Origin of the sequence: Bacillus sp. FSL K6-1338, from assembly GCF_038006965.1 — a bacterium.
Lineage (GTDB): Bacteria > Bacillota > Bacilli > Bacillales > Bacillaceae_G > Bacillus_A > Bacillus_A thuringiensis_S.
This window is the reverse complement of sequence record NZ_JBBOWI010000001.1, coordinates 1,382,190-1,405,705: the sequence shown is the minus strand read 5'-3', so window position 1 is coordinate 1,405,705 and position 23,516 is coordinate 1,382,190. Positions and strand designations below refer to the sequence as shown.

Genomic DNA, 23,516 nt, shown 5'->3' with positions numbered 1-23,516 from the left:
CCCCCACTGATTAAAGTTGCACTTTATCATTTCGTTAATTGATGTCTAAATGCATAAATAACCGCCTGTGTCCGGTCACTTACATTTAGTTTATTTAATATATTACTCACATGTGTCTTTACTGTTTTGAGGGCAATAAACAATTCATCTGCAATCTCTTGATTACTTTTCCCCTCTGCAATTAATAACAAAATTTCAGACTCTCTTTCTGTTAACTCCTCATGCAAAGGTTGCTCTTTCTTTTGACGCATACGGGACATCATTTTCCCGGTAACTTTCGGCTCTAATACCGTTTCTCCATCATAAGTAGCTCGTACAGCGTCCGCTATATCACTTGCTCTTGATGTTTTTAATAAATAACTAGTCGCCCCAGCCTCAATAACAGGATACAATTTTTCGTCATCTAAAAAGCTTGTTACAACTACAATTTTTGCTTCTGGCCATTCTTGAATAATAGCACGTGTTGCTTCGACACCATCCATCTCATCCATAACAAGGTCCATTAAAATAATATCCGGTCTTAATTGCAGTGCTAATTCTGATCCTTTTTTTCCATTTTCAGCTTCCCCGACCACTTCAATATCTGGTTGTGTAGATAAATATGCCGATACACCCATACGAACCATTTCATGATCATCGACAAGCAATACTTTTATCATACTTCTCCCCCTCTCTCAAGCATAATCGGTACTTTCACTTCTATTTGTGTACCTTTGGCCGGGAAACTCAGTACCTTGAGTGTCCCACCAATTTCATGAACACGCTCTTGCATCGATCTTAAGCCATAGGAACCGGCTTTATTAACGCCTACTTCAAACCCAACACCGTCATCAATGATTTTTAAAATCGCATATTGATCAATTTTTCGAAGGCGCACTTCTGTTTTCTTTGCCTTCGCGTGTCGCAACGTATTTGATAGCGCTTCTTGCACAATACGGAATAAATGATCTTCTACACCTTTTTTTAATTCTATTGGCTCAATAAGCCATTCAATTTTCATATGTTGTTTTCGCGATAATTCCGTTAATAATTCCTCTATACCTTCTGTCAGTTTCTTACCTTCCAATTGTACAGGACGTAAATGAAGGAGCAATGCTCTCATTTCTGATTGAGCATTTACAACCATATTTTCAACAAGTTGTAATTGTTTTTTTGTCACATCTGGAAATTCAGTTATTTGTTCATTAATCGCTGACATCATCATCGACATTGCGAAAAGCTGCTGACTTACTGAATCATGCAACTCCCTTGCTAAGCGATGCCTTTCTTGAGAAATCGCTTCTTGTCTCATCTCTTCATTCCAATGAGCTCGTTCATTCGTTACTTTTTGAAAGAGTCCAGCTTGCTCCTCTAATCGACGAGCCAGAACGATTACTTTTCGCTCCACTTCATTAAATTCATCATCCGCAGTAAACGAAACATCACTCGGAAAATTCCCTCGCTCTACTTCAAATAGAAAAGTATTTAATCCTTGTATACGCTGCTCTATATAGTAACCGATTGCATATCCTACAATTCCCCCGATAAGTAAACTTGTAGTCATAATAAACAAGCCAATTGGAACAGAAGCGATGGATTCCTTCCATAATAAATCATACACTTGTTGCTCGCTTTTCCATACATATACAATTGTACAAATGAGTGCGATACTAACAGAGGACAACATAGAATAACGAATATACATCCACGAAATATTTTTTTGTTTCTTCATTATACTTTCCTCACTTCCGTGTCGCCTACGACAAGCGAAGAAATAATTTTAATACGACGAGGAGCCTCTTTATACTGCTCTGTTCTAAATGTAACATTGCGGTTAAACCCTGTCTCTTCATGACCTGGCAAGAGCACACGGCCGACAATAACAGAGTGATTTAAAGAAAGTTCAATATCATATGGCACATATAAACGAATATTACCAACGACACCTCGAATAACAATTACTGTTTCTCCTTCTGGAATCATAGCAGTTGTTAAATCTATTTCCACATCACAAGCACCATATTGAACATTAATATCCTCAAGTTCATAAATATGATCCATCATTCGTACATTGCCTACAAACATATTTTTCAAATATGGTTCTGTACGATATATTTGCTTCTCTTCGTCTATAATCCCTTTTTCTTTAATTTCAACCTTCATTGCTTTTTGCTGATGTCCTTGTTGAATCAATTGATAACCAATTAAAGCTAAACAAGCAAATACGACAAGAACAAATGCTGCTGATGAAAATAAGAAAAATAAAAATACGATACCACCAACAAATAAAAATACATTCCCCCGTACATAACGATTCTTTTTACGATAATGCCTTCCAAACATAAGCATAATAAATGCAAAAATGAGACCACCTGGTTCAAAATGTCCAAGTATCATATCAAGAAAAAGACCGAACCCAAATATGATGAGGAGCATCCCCATTAATTGTGTCTTTGAAAAATGTTTCTTCACTTCAGCTCCCCCCCCTTCTTGTCACATATACATAGAAGAAAAGGCATTGCTTTCCAACACCTTTTCTCCTATCACTATATCATAAGCCTGTTTTATAATATACTACTATTATTTTGTTAACTCTTTCGTTAACGATACATCATTCTTTTCTTTCATTTCACGCTCAAGTTTTGCAATTTTCATATCAAATGTGTCACGCTCATGCCCTTCATTCATACGAGTTTCTAAGTCACGAATGTGATCTTCAATTTCTTCAAATCGTAAGAACGGATTATTTTCATCCATTTTATGCATCGCAGTATTCATCCGACGATTTGCATGTGCCATATTTTCACGTGCCATTAGTTCCATACGCTTTGCGTGCATTTCTTTTAATTTATTTTTCATTTCAGAAAGACGACGCTCTAACTCATCAATTTGCTCTACAACACCTGCATACATTTCTTCTAATCGAGTTACTTGCCCTTCATAATAAGCTACCTCTTCTAACGCACGTTCGTGCAATTGTAATTCGCCTGCTTCTTGAGCAACGATAGCTTGCTTTGATCTTTTATTAACGAAATAACGTGCTTGCTCAAGCTCACGAGCGAAGTTAGATTTTAATGTTTTATGACGCTCAATTAACTTCTCAATTTTTGTTATTTCACGCTCACTATCACGTAAATATTGGTTTAACATCGCAATTGGATTTTTTCTTTCCTTCTCATCTAACACGTTATGAAAATCAGCTAAAATTGCATCGCGTACACGTCCGAATAAAGATTGTTTCATTATAAATCTTCCTCTCTTCTACTTTAATTATAATTTGATTTATTGTTTTAGTTTTTCATTAATTTGTTCCACTCATCTTCAAAGTTGCTATATGGTTTAGAACTTTCTGGAGCAGATTCAACAACTACATCTTTTTCTTTTTTCCACTCACGGTATCCGTAGTATAAAACCACTAAAGCAGCGATACCGATTAATGCTGGTGAATGAGAAAGTGCAATGGATAAACCGATTAAACCAACAATACCCCAAGCTAACTTTCCAAAAAATGATTTAGCTCGCACAAATGATTTATAGCTCCAATATACAACTCCTGCTCCGATTGCGAATCCTACAATACCAGCAAGACTACCAAGAGCAATTAAAGCCAAAATACCGGCTGCGATAAACGCTAGAAATTGTTTCATCTTGTGCTTGCCTCCCTTCGATTTGATACTCTTATCTTAACTATTTTTTCATCTTTCCATAACGAGCTTAAGAACCGTTTTTAACTCAGACTTAAGACCGAGTCATATTCAGCCCTTTACGCAAAAAAACGTGCAGAGTCTATTCTCTGCACGTTTTTTAATTACTAACGTTCATATTAGATTAAGCTGTTTTATGATACTTTTTTTTCTCAGCTACTTTCGAAAACCTTGGAAACCCAATTAAAATAGAAACAATCCCACATACTCCAACTAAAATTGGATAAAATGCATATGGTAACAATTCAACCGGAGATAACGCTGCAAATCCTGCTGCCGTTAACATTTGGGCACCGTACGGGATCAACCCTTGCACACAACATGAGAAAAGATCTAATACACTCGCTGATTTACGAGGATCTATTTCATATTGATCCGCAATATTTTTTGCAAGCGGGCCTGTAAAAATAATCGAAATCGTATTATTTGCTGTACACATATTCGTCATACTCACTAAACCAGCAATACCAAATTCCGCTCCTTTTTTCGAACGAATATTACGTGTTAATACATTCATTAAATATTGAATACCACCATTATATTGGATTAATTCAACCATACCGCCAATTAATATAGCAAGTAATACTAACTCCATCATACCGCCCATTCCAGTCGTTACACTTTTAAAGAAACTTTCTAACGTGTAACTTCCATCTATAAGACCGATAACACCAGATAGTACAGTTCCACCAGTTAATACGATAAGTACATTCCAGCCAAGTAGAGCTGTAATAAGTACTCCTGCGTACGGTAAAATCTTTATCCAATCAAAGCTATGCGCTTTAACCTGCGTATCACTTCCTGAAGTAACTATTACTAATAGTACAATTGTAATAATAGCCGCTGGTAATACAATTAAAAAGTTCGTTTTAAACTTATCTTTCATTTCTGTTCCTTGTGAACGAACAGCTGCGATTGTTGTATCTGAAATAAATGATAAATTATCACCAAACATCGCTCCGCCAACAACAGTAGCCATCGTAAGCGCAATTGAGATATCAGTTTGACCACTAATACCTACAGCAATTGGTGCTAACGCTGCAATTGTTCCCATTGAAGTCCCCATAGCTAATGAAATAAATGCACCAATAACAAAGATTCCAGCTACGATAAATCCTGGCGGTAAAATAGTTAACGCTAAATTAACAGTTGAATCTACCCCGCCCATTCCTTTAGCAGTTTCAGAAAATGCACCAGCAAGCACAAAAATTAATACCATAATCATAATATCTGGATTTCCTGCACCTTTAGCGAACCGCTCTACTTTCACATTAAAACTTTCTTTACGATTCATCACTAAAGCAACTCCTACAGCAATTGAAATCGCTACAAGTATCGGCAATTTATAGAAATCACCTGTAATAATTCCAGAACCAATAAATAGCGCCAAAAATATCCCAAGTGGTAATAAAGCTAAACCATTTCCTCTCGTTTCTTTCAAAGTACCATCTCTCCCTAGTTTCAACCTTTTTCTAATGAATAACAAAAGACCTCTTCCGATGAGAAGAGGTCTTATACATCTATAAGAAACACTCTTCTCATCTTTCAAGCACACGCTTGCTGGATTTGGCACAGCACTCTGAAATCGAGTCCGCTGCCGAGGCATCGTAGGGCCAGTCCCTCCGCCTCTCTTTATAAGAAGGTTTCATATTTATTTTTTAATAATAATTTCTCCCCTAACTTTACTCGCTTACAAAACAAAAGTCAATTATTTTTTGTATAGATTTTTTTGGTAATTATACAAAAATTTGAATACAACAATCATTTTAACTTTTCGATTTCTTCTTCCAATATTGAAATCCAATAAAATTCACTATTTTTTATTGCTGCTAATATCCATTTCGTAGTGTACCAAGCTAACTCATACTCTTCCTTCGTGACATCGCCACTTTTATAAGCATCCTCCAGCTCTTCTTCATCTAATATATACACCTTACCGCTGGGTAATAATACTACATCTAAATATAAATCATCAAAATACGGTAAACCACGATCGTCTATTTCATATTCTTTCGTCACATCAATATAATATTGCACTAAATTGTGCCTATCATCTAACATAGCTGTAATCGCAAAGTTCTTTCCATTAATGAAATATTGAACCCACGTATACCCATCACTTGCAATACAAATTTCTTTACCATCATATTCTTTACAACTAGGCTCTCTCACTTTTTTTATATCCAGTATTCCGAGCATTCCCTCTTCCACTTGCTTAACCGTATAACTCTTTTCTATTAGTCTCTTCCACGAAGCACCGTCACCATATTTACGTTTCATTATGTCTGCTCCTCTTCTATATACAGAAAAGCTCCCACATATTATGTGAGAGCTTGTTCATATTATAATTAAGCAGCTTGACCCTTTTCAGAAATCTCTTTTAAATAAGCTTGTCCTTTTTCAGCGTCATATTGACCTTCCCACTTAGACATAACTACAGCTGCTAAAGAGTTTCCTACAACGTTAACTGCTGTACGAGCCATATCTAAAATACGGTCAATACCAGCAATGAACGCTAAACCTTCAGGTGGAATACCTACTGTACCAAGTGTCGCTAATAATACAACGAATGATACGCCCGGTACACCTGCGATACCTTTTGATGTAACCATTAATACAAGTAATAATGTAATTTGTTGTGTAATAGATAAATCAATACCGTACATTTGCGCCAAGAAAATCGCCGCAATTGCTTGATATAAAGTTGATCCATCTAAGTTAAATGAATAACCTGTCGGAATAACGAAAGATGTAATTGCTTTCGGACAACCGAATTTCTCCATTTTCTCCATGATTTTCGGTAAAACTGTTTCTGAGCTTGCTGTAGAATACGCTAAGATCAGCTCGTCTTTTAAAATCTTAAAGAATTGGAAAATGTTAATTCCAAATATTTTCGCTGTAAGTCCTAAGACAACTACGACGAAGAAGATCATTGCTCCATATACGACAATTAGTAATTTCCCTAATGGAATTAATGAAGCAAGACCAAATGTAGAAACTGTAACACCAATTAGTGCAAACACACCAAATGGTGCAAATTTCATAACTTGGTTTGTTACATAAAACATTGCGTCAGCTACACCTTGGAAAAATTGAAGAACTGGTCTTCCTCTTTCACCAATTGCTGCTACACCTAAACCAAATAGTACAGAGAAGAAGATAATAGCAAGCATATCTCCGTCAGCTAATGACTTCATAATGTTCGTTGGAACAATATTTACAAATGTATCTGCAAATGAATGACTTTGTACTTGCTCTGTTGTATGTGTATATTTTGAAATATCTGTCTTTGTTAACTGCTCCATATTCACGCCTTTTCCTGGTTGGAAAATATTCGCTATTAATAGACCAACAATAATTGCAATTGTTGTAATAATTTCAAAGTAAATAATTGTTTTTCCGCCTAGTCGACCTAGTTTTTTAACATCGCCAACACCAGCAACCCCAACAACAATACTTGCTACAACAATCGGTACAACGATCATTTTAATTAATCGGATGAAAATATCACCAATTGGTTGTAAATAACTCACTACAGCCGGATTGCCAAAGAAAATCGCCCCAACTGCAATACCAAGTGCAAGTCCTATTAATATTTGCCATGCAAGTCCTATTCTTTTCATATTTGTTGTAACCCCCTCTTCGATGTGTCACTCTATCTCTCATTCTATCTCTATAAAACTAAGAAATTAAGAGTATTACATATTATTCGACAATTCACTACATTTTGTCCCTGTTAAAAATCATAAATCAAAATTTAAAATCTGACAACAAAATAACTTTGCTCGAACACAAATAATTTTCTTGACAAAAAATAAACTCATGTCAGAAAACCTCACATGAGAACGATTCCTTACTAGTATTTCATTGGCTTTCTAAGTAATATTTCACCCCATAAAAACTCTTACTTCCCTCCTGCATTTTACAAATAAATCAAAAATTTACCTTTGTTACACATATAAATAAAATGTAAGTACTATGACAATTAAAGTTGAAAAATGATAAATTCCGACAAAACTTAGCAATTTTATAAAGTTTTCTTTACATTATGATTACAACGATAGACACCCTTCTTCTTATGATATATAACATTCATAGGGAAAGGAGTCAGACAACAATGAAAAAGAAATTTGCAGCGTTTAGTGTTTTAGCAGCAGGAACGATTTTTGCTTCCCCGTTACTTTCACCCGTATACGCTGAAACGAATCAAGATAAATTAACTAACATTCAATCTGAATTAGAAGGCAAACAAAGTGACTTACAAAATAAATCAGTCGAGAAAGAACAAATAGAAAAAGAAATTCAAGAATTACAGAAGAAAATCGATGAATTAACTACTTCTATTAATAAAAACGAGGCTGAATTAAACGATACAAAAAAAGAAATTAGCAAAACACAACAAGTAATTACTGACAAAAAGAAACATATAGAACAATTACAAACAAACATAGATACACGTCAGGAAGTTATTAAACAACGATTACAATCTATGCAAGAAAAACCGCGTACAAATATCATTACAGAAGTATTAACAAACTCTACAAACATTGCTGATCTTGTTGATAATATGTACTCCGTAAGTTTAATATTAAACAACGATACAGATATTGTAAAAAAACAAACATCTGATCAAAATGCTGTAACTACAGAAAAAGAAGCTGTTGAGAAAAAAGAACAACAACTGAAAGAATCTGAGCAAAAACTAGAACAAAAACAGCAAGAATTACAAAATAACCAACAACAGCAACAAACTCTTATTAACGATCTACATACGAAAGTAGCAAAAGTAGATTCAGAGATTGAAGGATTAGAAGAATCCAAAGGTATTTTAGAAAATCAACGTCAAGCTGTTCAAAAAGCAATTGAAGAAGAAAAACGTGCCGAAGAAGCTCGTAAAGCGGAAGAAGCTCGCCAGGCAGAAGAGGCTCGCAAACAACAAGCTACTAAATCTGCTCAAGCAACTCAAGCAGCTCCAACACCACATGATACAAATATCGGTGGCTTTATCAAACCAGCAGCTGGATCAAAAACATCCGGATTCGGTGTACGTTCTTTAGATAACCATAAAGGAATTGACATCGCTGCTTCGGGAACGGTTCCAATTATCGCTGCTGCAGATGGCGTTGTTATTCGCTCAGAATTATCATCTAGTTACGGAAACGTAGTGTACTTATCTCACCGTATAAACGGAAAAACATATACGACAGTATATGCTCATATGAATAGCCGTTCCGTATCGAATGGACAAACTGTAAAACAAGGCGATCAGCTTGGATTTATGGGGAATACGGGCCAATCATACGGACAACATTTACACTTCGAACTTCATCTTGGAGAATGGAATGTCGGCAAGACAAACGCAGTTGACCCATCTCCTTATATCGGATTATAAAAAACCTCGGTGCCTACCGAGGTTTTTTATTTACACTTCACACAATATAGGCATTCTACATAAACTATAACTAAATGCCTATAGTTTACGAGGTGATCCATATGAATACGCAATTACAACAAAAAATAGAAGAAGCTAGAACGACATATATCGGCCGGATATTTACATTTGGCGGCTCAGTTTTATTTTTAATCGGTTCATTCCTCGCAGTCACCACAGCCTATAAAGCGTATAATCGGCTATTACATTCATCAACATAAAAAAGACGGTAGATCCCCGTCTTTTTTATGCAAACATTTTAAATATACCTATCGCATTTAAAAATACAATTATTACAGTTACCGGAATGACATAACGAAGTAAGAAGAACCAAATGTTAAATAACGTTTTCCCTTTCGTTTCCGTCACTTCTAATTCTTTCATCAACAATTCTTTACTCATTTTATTTGGTACAAATAATGAAATAGCTAGTACTCCTAACGGCAGCAATACGTTACTTACTGAAAAGTCGACTAAATCAAAAAATGTTTTCCCGAATATTTTCACGTCACTCATTATTCCAAATGATAACGCTGATGGAATACCGACTGCAAAAATAAGAATACCAATTAATAATGATGCTGACGGACGCTTCTTCTCATTACCTTTCGCAACAGATGCTACTACAATTTCAAGCATTGAAATTGCTGATGTTAAAGTCGCAAAGAAGAATAAAATTAAAAACATAATAAAGAAAAATTGACCAAATGGTATTTTTGCAAATACTGCTGGAAGGACGATAAACAGTAATCCCGGTCCTTCAGTCGGTTTAACTCCTAATGCGAAAATCGCTGGGAAAATTGCTAATCCTGCAAGTACTGTAACAAAAACAGTTAAACTTACAATAGATGTTGCTGATTTCGCTAAATGTTCTTCTTTCTTTAAATACGAACTATACGTTACCATTACCGAGGCACCTACAGTTAGCGAGAAGAAAGATTGTCCCATCGCATATAAAATCGTATCTGCTGTAAGCTTTGAAAAATCTGGCTTTAAGAAGAACTCTACTCCAGCAAAAGCACCATCGAGTGTTAACGCACGAACAATAATCGCTATAAATAAAATAAATAATAGCGGCATCATGTACTTACTTGCCTTTTCTATACCTTTCTCTACACCTTTACTTACGACAAAAATTGTACAAAGCATAAAGATAAATTGTGCTCCAATCGCACTTAACGGATTTGAAATCGTTTCACCAAACAATTGTCCATAATCAGCTACTCCATTCCAGAAACTGCCTGTCACACTATAATATAAATAAAGTAAAATCCATCCACCTACAACACTATAAAAAGATAGTACACTAAAACAAGTAACAACTCCCATACGACCAATCCAAGGATATAATTTGCTATTTGGCACTAATACTTTATAAGCTGTAACCGCCTCTTTTTGCGTGCTACGTCCAATAACAAACTCCGCTATTATAAGAGGCATACCTATAAATAAAGTTAATAGTAAAAATACAAGGAAGAATGCTCCTCCCCCGCCATTACCTGCAACATATGGAAATTTCCATATCGCACCAAGACCTACTGCGGCTCCGGCTGCTGCGAGTACAAAGCCTATTTTCGACGTCCATTGCTGTGTTTCTTTCATCATAAATTCTCCTTTTCTGAATATTTAAACTTTTGTTAATTATACACTTTCATTTCATACTCGCACACCTCCTTTAGAAAATAAAAAAGTCCTCTACACGCAAATATGCATGTAGAGGACGATATATGTAATGTAAATACCGTGGTACCACCTCAATTGGATTGATAAATCCCACTTGTTCAAGTACAGGAATAATTCCGATACTCTATCCTTTTAACGGCGGAACCCGGGTTGTCTACTACAATGTTCAACATACCTCTCGCAAGCCCATTCTGTATAATTTATCGTACCGGGCTCCCACCTAACCCCAGCTCTCTGAACGCATCAAATATACGTACTCTTCTTGCTCATCGATTTCATCTATTGAAGTTACTTGTGATTATAAATTATATTTTTATATTTGTAAAGCGCACTTTATCTTTTATTATTTTAAAACCTTTTCCTCTAATTCTCGCAAAAAACTTTCTCTTTTCCCCTCGTTTTGCATATATACTGATTTCAACACTTCCTGGAGCAATATATTTCGTTCCCTCTTTTCTAACTGTAAATCTTTTAACTTCACCCTTACTTCATATAAAAAATCTAAATACGATTCATATGTCTCATCATATTTATTTGCAATCTCATCTCGAATTTTTTTTGCGAGCTTCGGGCTCGCTCCCCCAGTAGAAACTGCTATATTAAGCAAACCACGATGAATCGCTGCCGGAAAATGAACATTACCACTTTCCGGATTTGTAATAACATTTACTAATTGATTCTCCGCGGCATCTTCAGCAACTTGTTCATTTAATATTGAATCACTACTCGCTGCAACAACTAAAAAAGCACTTTTAATATCACTTTTTTCATATTCTCTTTGATACCAACGAATTTTCTTTTCTTCCACAAGTTTTACTAAATTCGCATCTAATTCTGGACTGATTACAACTATATCTGCACCTTGTTTGAGTAAAGGAATAATTTTAAATCCTGCAACTTTTCCCCCACCAATAACAACAACACGTTTCTCATTAACTCGCACTGTAAGTGGATACATACTGATCTCCCTTCAATAACTCCGTCGTTTTCTGAATTAACATATCTTGAAACGCTTCATTCTTCCCTAAATATGGACTGATTTTTATCTCTTCCAATTCATATTGGCGCACTTCTTTCTCAATATGTTTCATAAGTAAACCTGTAAATAACAAGTAGGGCAGTACAACGATGTTCTTTTCTTTTCGTTCTACAACTTCCTTTAATTTCTTCTCAAATTTCGGCTCCGCAGCTGCTAAAAAACAAACTTCTACTTTAGCAATTTTTTCTTCTGCTTGAAATAAAGTAGCGATCCGATTTATATCTTGTAAAGTTTCAGGATCGCTACTACCCCTTGCAACGAGTAAAAGTGTTACTTCATCTTTATATTCTTCAATACCACTTCCGTTATATACCGACTTTATAAGCGTCTCTGATACACCAAACGGATTACCATACGTTACCTTAATATTAGGGTATTGATTATTTAACTTTTCTAATTCAAAAGGAATATCATTCTTCACATGGCCTGCTGCTAATAAGAAAACAGGAATAGCAATAATCTCTGTCGCACCACGCTTCGCACATGTACGAAATCCTTCTTCAATAGAAGGATTCGCCAGCTCTAAAAAACAAACTTCTTGAATAGCCGCTTCTATACGGCTCATACATGTCGTAATAAATTGAATTGCCTCTTCTTTCGCTGCCCTCAAACGACTTCCATGACATATATATAAGACGGCTTTCATTTTACAACACTCCACTTACTTGATAAGCATTTTCCGTTTGCTTCTCAAACCAATGGATTTTTTCTCTAAAACGGACAACTTCTCCAATTACAATCATGCTCGGATTTTGAATTTGCTCTTTTTTCGCAACATCTACAATTGTCCCTAACGTTCCAACAACTGTGCGCTGCATAGACGTCGTCCCCTGCTCAATAATAGCAACTGGCGTACTTTTATCTTTTCCATGCTTCATCAGTTGTTCGCATATGTAGGGTAAATTACTAACCCCCATATATACAGCTAACGTCTCTACACCTTTCGCTAAATTTTCCCATTTCACTTCTTCTTTAGCACCTTCTTTCCTATGCCCAGTCACAATAGCAAAACTTGCACTTGCATCACGGTGCGTCACTGGAATACCAGCATAAGCAGGTACAGCTATTCCAGACGAAATGCCTGGGACGATTTCAAATGGTACACCTTGCTTTGCTAATGCTTCCGCTTCTTCTCCTCCTCTACCAAATACAAATGGATCACCGCCCTTAAGCCTCGTTACAACTTTTCCTTTTTTCGCATATTTAACAAGAAATGTGTTAATTGTCTCTTGCTTCATCGTGTGATAATTCGGGAGTTTCCCGCAATAAATTAAATCCGCTTCAGGCTTTGCATATGAAAGCAATTCTTTATTCACGAGACGGTCATATAAAATAACATCTGCCTTCTCAATACATTTCAATCCTTTAACAGTAATTAAATCCGGATCGCCAGGACCCGCTCCAACTATATACACCTTCCCCATCATCTCTCCTCTTTTCTTCTATTAAAATGAAACTTCCATTCGTATATAAGAATGGAAGTTTTTATTTTTTCGTATTACTGATCTCTACTCATGAATAACAAATGCCGCACCTTTTCGAATCTTCTTTTTTTCAAATAAGGAGATTTCCTTTACTTCTGGCAACGGTAAAAAATGCTTTTCAAGCTCAATCTCCGCAAGCTTAAATGCCTGCTCTTCACTTTGAGCAACAACAACAATCGGAACGATATTATTCGCTAACACAGCTTCAAATCGATATAATTCCATATTGCCCCTCCTAAGACGCTATTACTTCTTCTAACACGTTATTTAAAGCTATTTGCAATGTATCTACACCGATACGTCCGACAAAATCATAAAATGTTTCGGCAGGTAACTTATTCTCTTTAAAATAACTTATAAATGATGCGAGTACATCCGGTAAATCCTCGCCATCTATTTTCCCTTTTAACTTTTGATTATAGGCACCGCCATCTAACAACGTTCCACCTACATATATTTCAAATGCTTCAACAATCCCTTTTTCCTTCGTTTTCATTTTTACCCCTTGTAATCCGATGTCAGCAATTTGACGTTGACCACATGAATTTGGGCATCCTACCATATGAATTCGAACTGGAACATCAAGTGCAATTTCTGTATCTAAGTATTCTGCAATTTTCCGTAATCTTTCTTTCGTTTCTACTAGAGCAAGATTGCAATATTCAATACCAGTACATGAAACCGCATGACCAATAAATGATTTCGGACTTGCAGATATCGCTTCAAACAACGGTTCACTAAGTAATCCTTTTACATTTTCCGGCGGAACGTTCGGAATAATAAAGTTTTGTGAGTTACACGTACGAATTTGTCCATTTCCATACTGCTTTGCAATTCTTGCAATCTCAAACATTTCTTTTGCATGTAAACGACCTACCGGCACATTAAAACCGACATATTTTAATCCATCTTGTTTTTGATCTTGAACACCATAAAAATAGCCTGCATTCCATCCTTTAAGTGCACTTTCTCCTTTACTTTGCAATGGTCCTGTATACTCTATTAGTTTCTCTTTAAATTTCTCTGCTCCCCAGTCTGCAACAAGAAATTTCAAACGAGCTAAATGACGTTTCTCGCGATATCCAAAATCACGGAATATAGTAGCAATCCCAATTGCTACCGCCTTCACTTCTTCTGGTAAAACGAACACATCTAATTCATCAGCTAAATATGGACGGGCTGATAATCCACCGCCTACTTTTATATGAAAACCAACTTTTTTCTCACCATCTATTTCTTTCGTAGCAGGTGTAAATGCAACACAGTTAATCTCTGCGTTTGCCGAGTTATAAACGTTAGAACTAATAGACATTTTAAATTTACGTGGTAAGTTAGAAAACTCTTCATTATGTTGGAAATAGTCATATACCTCCTTCACAATATGCGTTGTATCAAACAGTTCATTCGCATCAATTCCTGCAAGTGGATTACCTGTAATATTACGTGTTATATCACCACACGCCCCTGCTGAAGATAACCCAACTCTTGCTAATCTTTTAAAAATATCTGGCATTTGCTGAATTTCTAACCAGTGAAACTGAATCGCCTGTCTTGTCGTAATATCTATTACATCACGTCCATAATCCTCAGCGATAGAAGCAAGCACTTCCGCCTGCGCATTTGTAATAATCCCTGAAGGAATATTTACACGCATCATAAAATAGCCAGCTTCTTTCGGTCTTTGCAAATACAATCCTGCCCATTTAAATGCGTCCCACTCTTCTTTCGGAATAGATTCGAATCCATTTTCCGCATAGTAAGGAATATCATTAAAAATTTCCAAACCATCTTTTGCTAATTTATTTTTCTCAGTCTGATTTAATTTTTCATTATTAGCCCATACTTTTTCATAACTCATTTTTAAATCCCCCTATATAAAGTGAAACTTTAATCAACCCTCACCAATCGGGCATTTACAGCCTGCTCCAGCCGAATTTTGAGGTGGGCGTTTTACTTCCCAGCAAACAACGGGACAAAACTACGCTCTTGTAAGTACTTCACGATTTGTTCTGCACATTCTTCAATAGAATACTTGTGCGTTTCTACAATTAATTCCGCTCGATCTGGTTCCTCATACGGTGAATCAATACCTGTAAAATCTTTAATATCACCTTGTCTCGCTTTTTTGTATAACCCTTTTGGATCACGTTTTTCACACTCTTCAATTGGACATTTTACAAACACTTCTATAAACTCATCTGCCGCTAATAGATCCCTAACTTGTTTGCGATCTACTCGAAATGGTGAAATAAATGCTGTAAGGACAACTGTTCCTTGATCTACAAATAACTTTGCCACTTCGCCAATACGTCTTATATTTTCCATGCGATCACTTTCAGAAAATCCTAAGTCTTTATTTAAACCGTGGCGAATGTTATCCCCATCCAGCACATAATTTCCAATATTCTTTTCAAACAGTTTACGAGCGACCGCATTCGCTACTGTAGATTTACCCGAAGCTGATAAACCAGTAAACCAAATTACAAAACTGTGATGTCCATTCTTCACTCTTCTATCATCTTTTGAAACCGAAGCTATATGCCAAGTAATATTCGTATCCATCTCGTTCTCTCCCTATTCTGTTACTACTTCTTTTTTTAAACCTTTAATTAGCACTTCTACTACTTCTTTACGACTAAATGTACTTGGCGGAATCTCACCGTTTCTTAATAATTCTCTTACTTTCGTACCCGATAAAATAACATGATCTTCTTTTCCGTGCGGACATGTTTTCGTTGAAGCCATCGCTTCACATTTCGTGCAGTAAAAACTATGTTCAAAGAATAGTGGTGTAATGCCTAACTCTTCTATCGTAAAATTCGTGAAGATTTCTTGCGCTTCGTATGTTCCGTAATAATCTCCTACTCCGGCATGATCACGCCCTACAATAAAGTGTGTACATCCAAAATTCTTTCTTACTAACGCATGAAATATAGCTTCCCTTGGTCCTGCGTAACGCATTGCAGCAGGAAATACACTTAAAAAGACACGATTTTTCGGATAATAGTTTTGAAGGAGTACTTCATAGCTTTCCATTCTTACATCAGCAGGAATATCATCCGATTTCGTTTCTCCAACGAGTGGATTTAAAAAGAGACCATCTACAATTTCAAGAGCAGATTTTTGAATATACTCATGGGCACGATGTACCGGGTTTCTCGTTTGAAATCCGACTACTGTTTTCCACCCACGTTTTTTAAATTCTTCTCTCGTTTCAATTGGGTCTAAACGATAAGAAGGAAATTGATTATTTTCAAAGCGTTTTGTTAGAATAATAGTTCCTCCAACGTAAACGTTTGGCCGTTCATATAACTTTTTCACTCCTGGATGAACCTCATCCGTTGTTTTATATACAAGTAACGCTTCTTTTTCTTTATCTGGTACGAAAATATCTTCTATTTGAATAACACCATATATATTTCCATTGTTGACAAGCTTTACTTCCTCTCCAGTCTTCAGGCTTTCTGCGACTTCTTCTGTTACCGGTAATGTAATCGGTATACTCCACACACTACCATTTGCTAAACGAAGCGTTTCTACGACTGAATCATAATCTTCCTTCCCTAAAAAACCAGTAAGCGGGCTATATCCACCTGTCGCCAATAGTTCTAAATCACTTAAAGCAATATTGTCTAATTTAATTTCTTTTTCAATTTGTGATACCTCATATGTCTCATCTATACGGTTTACTAATTCGTTTACTGTGCTCATTTTCTATATCCCCTCTTAGCTTTATTTCAAGATTCATCTTATTGATAATGAAGACCACATTCGGTTTTCATTTTCCCAGCCCATCTACCATCTCTTGAATCGCCACCATCCCCTACAGGTAAAGTACATTTCTCACACCCAATACTTGGATAGCCAACATCATGCAACGGGTTATACGGCAAGCTATGTTTGTATACATATCGCCAAACTTCTTTCCACGTCCAATGAATGAGTGGACAAACTTTAATAGATTGAAAACGATGATCTTGATTTATAAACTTTGTATGCTTACGTGTTTCTGATTGTTCCCTTCTTAAGCCCGATATCCATGCTTTTTCCACGACTAATGATTTTTCTAAAGGTAAAATTTTTCTAATCTTACAACAAAGATTCGGATTGCTCTCCCACAGTTTTTCACCATGCAACTTCGCCTGTTCATCAAGTGTAAGTTCTGGCTGTTTTTCTATAATATTCAATGAAGGAAATCGTTCCCTCACTCTTTGAATTAATTCATACGTTTCTTGAAAATGAACATTTGTATCTAAAAATACAACTTTAGCAGATGGATTTACTTGGTTTATAAGGTGCAGCAATACCATACCTTCCACCCCAAAGCTACATGCATAGACGATTTCATCTTTATACTCTTCATAAGCCCAATTTAATACTGATAACGCGCCTTTTGTTTCATCTTCTTCCGAAAATGAAACAACATTTTCTTCCCACGTTTCATACGTCAACATGTTTTTTCCCCCTGTAAAAGCAAAAAGACGGTTTTAACCTAATGAAAATAGGTTAAAACCGCCTCTAGTTTTTCTAGTCAGCGCTTTTCACTTTAAACGTACTTTTTCACTTTTCTCTAACTGAATTACTTTTCCATCTTGCACAACAATTGTAATTGAACCATATTTCATATCAGCAAGCATCGCTTCAATCTTCTCGGATACTTCATCAAAATGTTCCCGTACACTCACGCGAACAGCCCCCCTTTTTATTCATAAAAAAAATCTTTCCCATTTCGAAAAGACTGTTCGGTAATATATTTTACCTTATCTTTCAAAATGGATTCCATTTTGCTGGATTTAGCACCTTGCTTTCTATAAGCAGGTTGCCGAGCTTCTTCGGGCCAGTTCCCTCCGCTTCTCTTGATAAGCTTTGTATTTGTATTTTATCACAATTCTGATTTTTTTCAATCCTAGTTTTCCGATATATTTTAATTATTTTATTTTACAAAAAAGGAATTGCCCATCCGAACAACTCCTTTTCTATTTAGACAAGCTCTTTAATACGTATGCGATCGTTCCCAATAATATTTTCATATGTTTCGCGTTCCACAACTACTTGCGATGTTCCGCCTTTTGCAAAGACCACGGCTGGTCTTCGAATCCGATTGTAATTATTCGCCATCGAATACCCGTAGGCTCCTGTACAGGAAACTGCTAGTAAATCAGCAGAAGCGACTTTTGGTAAATGAATATCCCAAATCAACATATCTCCACTCTCACAGCATTTCCCAGCAATCGAAACGAGTTCCTCATTCTCATCATTCCCTCGATTCGCTAACATTGCTTCATAACGCGCACTATATAAAGCAGGTCTTAAATTATCTGTCATTCCACCATCGACTGATACATATTTCCGAATACCAGGAATATCTTTCACAGATCCAACTGTATAAATTGTTGTCCCAGCATCACCTACAATGCTACGGCCTGGTTCAATCCATATTTCTGGCAATGGATATTCACATACAGTAAATTGTTCTCTCACTGCACTTGTTACAGCTCGCACATATGTCTCAAGAGTTAATGGTGTATCCGACTCTGTGTAGCGTATTCCAAATCCCCCGCCTACATTTAACACTTTTACTACATAGTTTGTTTGCTCTCTCACTTCTTCTAAAAATTGGCGAAGAACTTCAATTGCTCGAACAAAACCAGCTGTTTCAAATATTTGCGATCCGATATGTGAATGAATCCCTAGCACATTATAATTTGATTTTTGTAAAGCAAATCCAATTGCCTGCATCGCTTGACCGTTTGAAACGCCAAATCCAAATTTCGAATCATCTTGGCCTGTTGTAATATATTCATGTGTGTGCGCCTCTACTCCAGGTGTTACACGAATTAATATGTTCACAAATTTTCCATGTTGCATCGCTAAATCGTGTAAAATTTCTAATTCAAAGAAATTATCTACGACAAAACAACCAATATTCGCCTGAAGAGCCATCACTATCTCTTCTTCTGTTTTATTATTTCCATGAAAATGAATACGTGATGCTGGAAATCCAGCTTGGAGCGCAGTATATAATTCTCCCCCAGAAACAACGTCTAATGACATATTCTCTTCACGAGCTACTCGGCACATCTCCATGCACAAGAACGCCTTGCTTGCATATGCTACTTGATAAGAGAAACCACTTTCTTTAAAAGCACGATGAAACGCTCGGCATTTTCCTCGAATAGACTCTTCATCGTATACATAAAGTGGTGTTCCGTATTGCTTTGCTAGCTGCGTCGTATCGCACCCTCCAATTTCTAAGTGTCCTTGCCCATTAATTCGGCTTGTGCCGTGTAAATACATTTAAATTCCTCCCTTATTTCCTCTAAAACTCATAACCCCAATCTTCTATTCATTGCAGCACGCTTTTAGATAGACAAAAAACGCGCGGAACAATGTTCACACGCGTTTCTTATTAGGAAAAATATATATTGAAAAAATAAACGAGTTGTTATCTCCTCAAAATAAGAAACCGCATCAACATCTCCAAATAGCTCTCCATAAAATAAATCTTATGACAGTACTACATTTATTCAATGTAGTCCCAATATATGAATAAGATGGTTATTCTTATATTTCGGCAATAGTCCCTTTCAACCTATGATCACAGATTCCATTAAATCTCCCATAGCTTACTCTTTCCTATCGCGGCCTCTACCTTTGAGAGTAGATGAGGTAAGTCTATTTAATTTTCAAACATCTAATTGTTGCTATTAACAATACCAAAGGACCATTTTATTTGTCAAACAATTTTTTATATTGTTTTTTTACAGTTTAATTTTGTATCGTTTGGTAAGCGCTTTACTGAAATCTTTGTCACTTCCCATTCGCCTTCTTCGTTATTAAATGTAATCGTTACCTTCTCAAATGGGGGAGCAATTTTCCCAGCAACACGTTCATACTTTGTCACTTCAATACTTGCTTGAAATAAATATGTACCGCTATACACTTTTTTTAAACTAATAATTTTAGGACATTGATAAGGTTTCAAACTTCCATATTGTTTTTCAATTGCTTTATTTATTTTTGGAAATAAAACAGAATAAAGTGCATCTTCCATAAGAGGTGCATCATATTGAGCTACCGACACACTCGGTGAAGTAAAAAGTATAACACTACTGCATGCTATAAAATATAATAATTTTCGCATTATAACCTCCGTATATCACGCGATTCTTTCTACGTACGATAATTATCATACATAGAAATTCTGTTTTATTGTCTCCCACCAATCTTTTTCTACTCGATTATTATAAAAAAGCCCACAACCCCCTTTTATTTTCGTATAATGATACTCATAGTATAATAATCATAATAACAAAGGACTGTTCGTATATATAAAAGGAGTCGTTAAGCAAACTGACTCACAAGAACTGTCATGCTTTTTAGGAGAGGAGTATATTATGCTACAACATCTGTTTCCAAAACTGCGATTTGCACTCGTTGCAGTCGTTTTACTATGGATTAAAACATATATTGTGTACAAGCTAGCATTTGATATTAAAATTGATAATTTCTTTGAAGAATTCATGCTTTTTATTAATCCACTAGCTGCGTTACTTTTATTTTTCGGCTTAGCTTTACTTGCATCTAAGCACCGAAACCGAATTATAATTGGAATCAGTTTTATACTGTCATTTATTTTATTTGGAAACGCAATGTTTTATGGGTTCTATAACGATTTCGTTACTTTCCCGGTTTTATTCCAAACAAACAATATGGCTGATTTAGGGACAAGTATAAAAGAACTCTTTACGTACAAAACATTACTTTTATTTGCAGATGCAATTATTTTAATGTTTATTTCGCGTAAATTCCCATCATTTGGCGACAAAACACCACTTTCCCGCTCAGAGAAGCGAACTTTCTTTAGCGGTGTAACAGCTTTATTAGCACTACAAATTGTTGTATCAGTTATTTATAAACCACAAATGTTCTCACGCTCATTTGACCGTCAAACTGTTGTGAAAAATTTAGGTTTATACACATATCATCTATTTGATATTACACTTCAATCCAAGTCTTCAGCTGAGCGTGTATTTGCAAGTGGCGATGGATTTTCTGAAATTAAGAACTATACAGACTCAAAAGACAAGCAAGTTGATAAAAACTTATTTGGAGCTGCAAAAGGTAAAAATGTAATTTTAATTTCAATGGAATCTACACAAAGCTTTGTTATTAATAAAAAAATAAATGGAAAAGAAATTACACCATTTTTAAATGAATTTATTAAGGATAGCTTCTATTTCGATAACTTCTATCATCAAACTGGACAAGGTAAAACTTCTGATGCTGAATTTATCGTTGAAAACTCACTTTACCCACTAGATCGTGGTTCTGTATTCTTTACTCATGCAACAAATGAATACACAGCTACACCAGAACAATTAAAGAAATACGGATATTCTTCTGCCGTCTTCCATTCAAACGATAAAACGTTTTGGAATCGGGATGTAATGTATCCTACACTTGGATATGATCGTTACTTTAATTTAAATGATTACGTAGGAACGGAACAAATGTCTGTCGGTTGGGGATTAAAAGATAAAGAGTTCTTTGAACAATCTATTCCAAAGTTAAAATCTTTACCGCAACCGTTCTATACAAAATTTATTACATTAACAAATCATTTTCCGTTTCTTCTAAATCCGGAAGACCAATATGTTGATGAATTCAACTCAGAAAGTGGTGTTGTAAACCGCTACTTCCCAACTGTTCGTTACACAGATGAAGCTCTTAAATTATTTATTAAACAATTAAAAGAAGAAGGACTGTATGATAATTCCGTTATTGTCATTTATGGTGATCATTATGGTATTTCCGAAAACCATAACGCAGCTATGGCACAGTTCCTAGGAAAAGATACTATTACACCATTCGATTCTATGCAATTACAACGCGTTCCTCTTATTATTCATGTGCCTGGTCAAGAAGGAAAAGTTGTTTCTAAAGTATCTGGTCAAATTGATATTAAACCAACGCTCCTTCATTTACTTGGTATTAAAACAAATAAATCCGTTGAATTTGGAACTGACTTATTTATTAAAGAAAAAGACCCGCTTATGGTAATGCGTGATGGTAGCTTTGTTTCTGAAGAGTATGTTTATACAAAAAATATGTGCTACAAAAGAAGTACAGGTGAAGAAGCTGACATGACGCTATGTCAGCCGTATGTTGAAAAAGCAAAAACAGAATTAAAACTCTCCGATAAATTAATTTATGGAGATTTATTACGTTTCGATCCTAATAATCGATATAAAACCGGAACGATGACAACGAAATTTGAATAGTAAAGGAAGCAACTTTATACAAGTTGCTTCCTCTTTTTATTTTCACTTAATTTATTCCTCATCCTTCTATGAAATCTTTCACAAATTGGTAATTTCTTTCGTATGAGGAATAAATTTATGGTATGATAAAATAAGTAAACTTTCATACACTAATTAAGAATTTATTACAGAAAGCAAGGGATCAGATTTTGTATAGAGCAGCTATTCCAAACTTATTTACGCTCGGAAATTTATATAGCGGATTTTTATCAATCGGCTATGCATCTTTAGGATATTATAAATCAGCTGCTATTTTAGTACTTATCGGGATGATGTTAGATAGTCTTGATGGTCGTGTTGCTCGTTTATTACGTGTTGATTCACAAATGGGAAAAGAGCTCGACTCGCTTGCAGATGTCGTAACATTTGGTGCAGCACCTGCTGTTTTAATGTATTACACATCTTTCTCAAACTACGGAATCATCGGATTATACATAGCGGGATTATTCCCTCTTTTCGGGGCATATCGTTTAGCACGATTTAATGTAACACCATCTTCTACTTCAATGAAATATTTCACTGGAGTACCGATTACAGCAGCGGGAGGGCTTGTTGCTTTCTTAACATTATTTTCACATACCATTCCAAAAATCGTTCTTATTACCGTATTTGTAACGTTCGCATTTTTAATGGTGAGCCGCATTCGTATCCCAAGTTTAAAAGATGTACCAATTCCACGATATAGCATCATTATTACACTATTTTTAGTTGGAATCATTATTACAATGTATCAAACAGGATTTGGCAATTTTTCTGTTTTCTTATTCATTGCCATTCCACTATATATTTTGTACATGTTATCTCAATTCATTAGACAAAGACCGTCTAAAAAAGCGAATAAAGAAAAATAAGAAACCTTCCGAGTCCGGAAGG

The 23,516-nt window shown here is 35.7% G+C and carries 24 protein-coding genes, 3 riboswitches and 1 other annotated feature; of the genes, 4 read left to right on the top strand and 20 right to left on the bottom strand.

Annotated features, from left to right (window positions below; translation table 11 throughout):
- Window positions 1–26: 26 nt before the first annotated feature.
- The 8 genes from NZ044_RS07440 to gltP all read right to left on the bottom strand — a co-directional run bounded on the left by NZ044_RS07440 (window position 27) and on the right by gltP (window position 7,306).
- Window positions 27–659 carry a response regulator gene (locus NZ044_RS07440; RefSeq protein WP_000598702.1) on the bottom strand — a complete coding sequence of 211 codons (633 nt, stop codon included), beginning with the start codon at window positions 657–659 and terminating at the stop codon, window positions 27–29.
- Entirely contained in the window at window positions 656–1,711 is a 1,056-nt protein-coding gene (locus NZ044_RS07435) for a sensor histidine kinase (RefSeq protein ID WP_098506674.1), read from the bottom strand. Before NZ044_RS07435 ends, NZ044_RS07440 begins: the two co-directional genes overlap by 4 nt.
- Entirely contained in the window at window positions 1,711–2,451 is a 741-nt protein-coding gene (gene liaF / locus NZ044_RS07430; RefSeq protein WP_000716094.1) for a cell wall-active antibiotics response protein LiaF, read from the bottom strand. The genes NZ044_RS07435 and liaF overlap by 1 nt, the downstream gene beginning before the upstream one ends.
- Window positions 2,452–2,559: 108 nt before the next feature.
- A complete protein-coding gene (locus NZ044_RS07425; protein WP_000814131.1) occupies window positions 2,560–3,222 on the bottom strand; it encodes a PspA/IM30 family protein in 663 nt (220 codons plus the stop codon).
- Window positions 3,223–3,269: 47 nt separating this feature from the next.
- Window positions 3,270–3,626, bottom strand: a complete 357-nt coding sequence (locus tag NZ044_RS07420; RefSeq protein ID WP_000808640.1) for a lmo0954 family membrane protein — start codon at window positions 3,624–3,626, stop codon at window positions 3,270–3,272.
- Between the two features lie 181 nt (window positions 3,627–3,807).
- A complete protein-coding gene (locus tag NZ044_RS07415) occupies window positions 3,808–5,124 on the bottom strand; it encodes a Na+/H+ antiporter NhaC family protein (protein ID WP_000665498.1) in 1,317 nt (438 codons plus the stop codon).
- Window positions 5,125–5,218: 94 nt separating this feature from the next.
- Window positions 5,219–5,324: riboswitch (SAM riboswitch) on the bottom strand.
- Between the two features lie 120 nt (window positions 5,325–5,444).
- Entirely contained in the window at window positions 5,445–5,963 is a 519-nt protein-coding gene (locus NZ044_RS07410; protein WP_000824630.1) for a DUF402 domain-containing protein, read from the bottom strand.
- A 68-nt stretch (window positions 5,964–6,031) separates the two neighbouring features.
- A complete protein-coding gene (gene gltP / locus NZ044_RS07405; protein WP_000821134.1) occupies window positions 6,032–7,306 on the bottom strand; it encodes a glutamate/aspartate:proton symporter GltP in 1,275 nt (424 codons plus the stop codon).
- Window positions 7,307–7,800: 494 nt separating this feature from the next.
- On the opposite strand from gltP, the gene NZ044_RS07400 reads away from it, so the two are divergent.
- Window positions 7,801–9,075 (top strand): murein hydrolase activator EnvC family protein, encoded by a 1,275-nt coding sequence (locus tag NZ044_RS07400; RefSeq protein WP_000726091.1) that lies wholly within the window; start codon window positions 7,801–7,803, stop codon window positions 9,073–9,075.
- 101 nt (window positions 9,076–9,176) lie between these two features.
- Entirely contained in the window at window positions 9,177–9,335 is a 159-nt protein-coding gene (locus NZ044_RS07395) for a hypothetical protein (protein WP_001096007.1), read from the top strand.
- 25 nt (window positions 9,336–9,360) lie between these two features.
- Here the strand turns inward: NZ044_RS07395 and NZ044_RS07390 are convergent, their stop codons facing one another.
- The 12 genes from NZ044_RS07390 to NZ044_RS07335 form a co-directional block, all read right to left on the bottom strand.
- Window positions 9,361–10,716 (bottom strand): sodium-dependent transporter, encoded by a 1,356-nt coding sequence (locus tag NZ044_RS07390; protein ID WP_118961692.1) that lies wholly within the window; start codon window positions 10,714–10,716, stop codon window positions 9,361–9,363.
- A 111-nt stretch (window positions 10,717–10,827) separates the two neighbouring features.
- Window positions 10,828–11,076, bottom strand: a binding site (T-box leader).
- A 64-nt stretch (window positions 11,077–11,140) separates the two neighbouring features.
- Window positions 11,141–11,755: an NAD(P)-binding protein gene (locus NZ044_RS07385; RefSeq protein ID WP_000283361.1), complete on the bottom strand. Its 615-nt coding sequence runs from the start codon at window positions 11,753–11,755 to the stop codon at window positions 11,141–11,143.
- Complete coding sequence (locus NZ044_RS07380) at window positions 11,730–12,482, bottom strand: sirohydrochlorin chelatase (protein WP_000648894.1); 753 nt, start codon at window positions 12,480–12,482, stop codon at window positions 11,730–11,732. The genes NZ044_RS07385 and NZ044_RS07380 overlap by 26 nt, the downstream gene beginning before the upstream one ends.
- Before the next feature lies 1 nt (window position 12,483).
- Window positions 12,484–13,260, bottom strand: coding sequence for a uroporphyrinogen-III C-methyltransferase (cobA, locus tag NZ044_RS07375; protein WP_098506678.1), 777 nt, complete (start codon window positions 13,258–13,260; stop codon window positions 12,484–12,486).
- An 84-nt stretch (window positions 13,261–13,344) separates the two neighbouring features.
- Window positions 13,345–13,545 carry a DUF3906 family protein gene (locus NZ044_RS07370; RefSeq protein WP_000424929.1) on the bottom strand — a complete coding sequence of 67 codons (201 nt, stop codon included), beginning with the start codon at window positions 13,543–13,545 and terminating at the stop codon, window positions 13,345–13,347.
- A 10-nt stretch (window positions 13,546–13,555) separates the two neighbouring features.
- Entirely contained in the window at window positions 13,556–15,178 is a 1,623-nt protein-coding gene (locus NZ044_RS07365) for a nitrite/sulfite reductase (RefSeq protein WP_098506679.1), read from the bottom strand.
- Window positions 15,179–15,270: 92 nt separating this feature from the next.
- Window positions 15,271–15,882 (bottom strand): adenylyl-sulfate kinase, encoded by a 612-nt coding sequence (cysC, locus tag NZ044_RS07360; RefSeq protein WP_000380490.1) that lies wholly within the window; start codon window positions 15,880–15,882, stop codon window positions 15,271–15,273.
- A gap of 12 nt (window positions 15,883–15,894) precedes the next feature.
- Complete coding sequence (gene sat / locus NZ044_RS07355) at window positions 15,895–17,031, bottom strand: sulfate adenylyltransferase (RefSeq protein WP_000108784.1); 1,137 nt, start codon at window positions 17,029–17,031, stop codon at window positions 15,895–15,897.
- Between the two features lie 38 nt (window positions 17,032–17,069).
- Window positions 17,070–17,774, bottom strand: a complete 705-nt coding sequence (locus NZ044_RS07350) for a phosphoadenylyl-sulfate reductase (RefSeq protein WP_000959017.1) — start codon at window positions 17,772–17,774, stop codon at window positions 17,070–17,072.
- Window positions 17,775–17,861: 87 nt separating this feature from the next.
- Window positions 17,862–18,005: a YezD family protein gene (locus NZ044_RS07345; protein ID WP_000116158.1), complete on the bottom strand. Its 144-nt coding sequence runs from the start codon at window positions 18,003–18,005 to the stop codon at window positions 17,862–17,864.
- Window positions 18,006–18,077: 72 nt separating this feature from the next.
- Window positions 18,078–18,186: riboswitch (SAM riboswitch) on the bottom strand.
- 114 nt (window positions 18,187–18,300) lie between these two features.
- Complete coding sequence (lysA, locus tag NZ044_RS07340) at window positions 18,301–19,617, bottom strand: diaminopimelate decarboxylase (RefSeq protein WP_000280641.1); 1,317 nt, start codon at window positions 19,615–19,617, stop codon at window positions 18,301–18,303.
- Between the two features lie 180 nt (window positions 19,618–19,797).
- A riboswitch (Lysine riboswitch) is annotated at window positions 19,798–19,979 on the bottom strand.
- Between the two features lie 89 nt (window positions 19,980–20,068).
- Window positions 20,069–20,464, bottom strand: a complete 396-nt coding sequence (locus NZ044_RS07335) for a DUF3888 domain-containing protein (RefSeq protein ID WP_001228823.1) — start codon at window positions 20,462–20,464, stop codon at window positions 20,069–20,071.
- Between the two features lie 253 nt (window positions 20,465–20,717).
- Here NZ044_RS07335 and NZ044_RS07330 point away from each other — a divergent pair, with 253 nt between their 5' ends.
- The gene (locus NZ044_RS07330; RefSeq protein ID WP_000939085.1) at window positions 20,718–22,604 is read left to right on the top strand and encodes an LTA synthase family protein; all 1,887 of its coding nucleotides are present in this window, start codon (window positions 20,718–20,720) and stop codon (window positions 22,602–22,604) included.
- A 188-nt stretch (window positions 22,605–22,792) separates the two neighbouring features.
- Window positions 22,793–23,494, top strand: coding sequence for a CDP-diacylglycerol--serine O-phosphatidyltransferase (gene pssA / locus NZ044_RS07325; RefSeq protein WP_000285417.1), 702 nt, complete (start codon window positions 22,793–22,795; stop codon window positions 23,492–23,494).
- Window positions 23,495–23,516: the final 22 nt, after the last annotated feature.

Coding starts and splice junctions, on each gene's coding strand:
- NZ044_RS07420 (WP_000808640.1), bottom strand. CDS start 3,626: ATGAAACAATTTCTAGCGTTTATCGCAGCCGGTATTTTGGCTTTAATT.
- NZ044_RS07410 (WP_000824630.1), bottom strand. CDS start 5,963: ATGAAACGTAAATATGGTGACGGTGCTTCGTGGAAGAGACTAATAGAA.
- NZ044_RS07350 (WP_000959017.1), bottom strand. CDS start 17,774: ATGTTGACGTATGAAACGTGGGAAGAAAATGTTGTTTCATTTTCGGAA.
- gltP (WP_000821134.1), bottom strand. CDS start 7,306: ATGAAAAGAATAGGACTTGCATGGCAAATATTAATAGGACTTGCACTT.
- cysC (WP_000380490.1), bottom strand. CDS start 15,882: ATGGATACGAATATTACTTGGCATATAGCTTCGGTTTCAAAAGATGAT.
- NZ044_RS07330 (WP_000939085.1), top strand. CDS start 20,718: ATGCTACAACATCTGTTTCCAAAACTGCGATTTGCACTCGTTGCAGTC.
- NZ044_RS07395 (WP_001096007.1), top strand. CDS start 9,177: ATGAATACGCAATTACAACAAAAAATAGAAGAAGCTAGAACGACATAT.
- NZ044_RS07435 (WP_098506674.1), bottom strand. CDS start 1,711: ATGAAGAAACAAAAAAATATTTCGTGGATGTATATTCGTTATTCTATG.
- NZ044_RS07440 (WP_000598702.1), bottom strand. CDS start 659: ATGATAAAAGTATTGCTTGTCGATGATCATGAAATGGTTCGTATGGGT.
- NZ044_RS07390 (WP_118961692.1), bottom strand. CDS start 10,716: ATGAAAGAAACACAGCAATGGACGTCGAAAATAGGCTTTGTACTCGCA.
- NZ044_RS07385 (WP_000283361.1), bottom strand. CDS start 11,755: ATGTATCCACTTACAGTGCGAGTTAATGAGAAACGTGTTGTTGTTATT.
- lysA (WP_000280641.1), bottom strand. CDS start 19,617: ATGTATTTACACGGCACAAGCCGAATTAATGGGCAAGGACACTTAGAA.
- NZ044_RS07335 (WP_001228823.1), bottom strand. CDS start 20,464: ATGCGAAAATTATTATATTTTATAGCATGCAGTAGTGTTATACTTTTT.
- NZ044_RS07370 (WP_000424929.1), bottom strand. CDS start 13,545: ATGGAATTATATCGATTTGAAGCTGTGTTAGCGAATAATATCGTTCCG.
- NZ044_RS07365 (WP_098506679.1), bottom strand. CDS start 15,178: ATGAGTTATGAAAAAGTATGGGCTAATAATGAAAAATTAAATCAGACT.
- cobA (WP_098506678.1), bottom strand. CDS start 13,260: ATGGGGAAGGTGTATATAGTTGGAGCGGGTCCTGGCGATCCGGATTTA.
- NZ044_RS07400 (WP_000726091.1), top strand. CDS start 7,801: ATGAAAAAGAAATTTGCAGCGTTTAGTGTTTTAGCAGCAGGAACGATT.
- NZ044_RS07425 (WP_000814131.1), bottom strand. CDS start 3,222: ATGAAACAATCTTTATTCGGACGTGTACGCGATGCAATTTTAGCTGAT.
- NZ044_RS07380 (WP_000648894.1), bottom strand. CDS start 12,482: ATGAAAGCCGTCTTATATATATGTCATGGAAGTCGTTTGAGGGCAGCG.
- sat (WP_000108784.1), bottom strand. CDS start 17,031: ATGAGCACAGTAAACGAATTAGTAAACCGTATAGATGAGACATATGAG.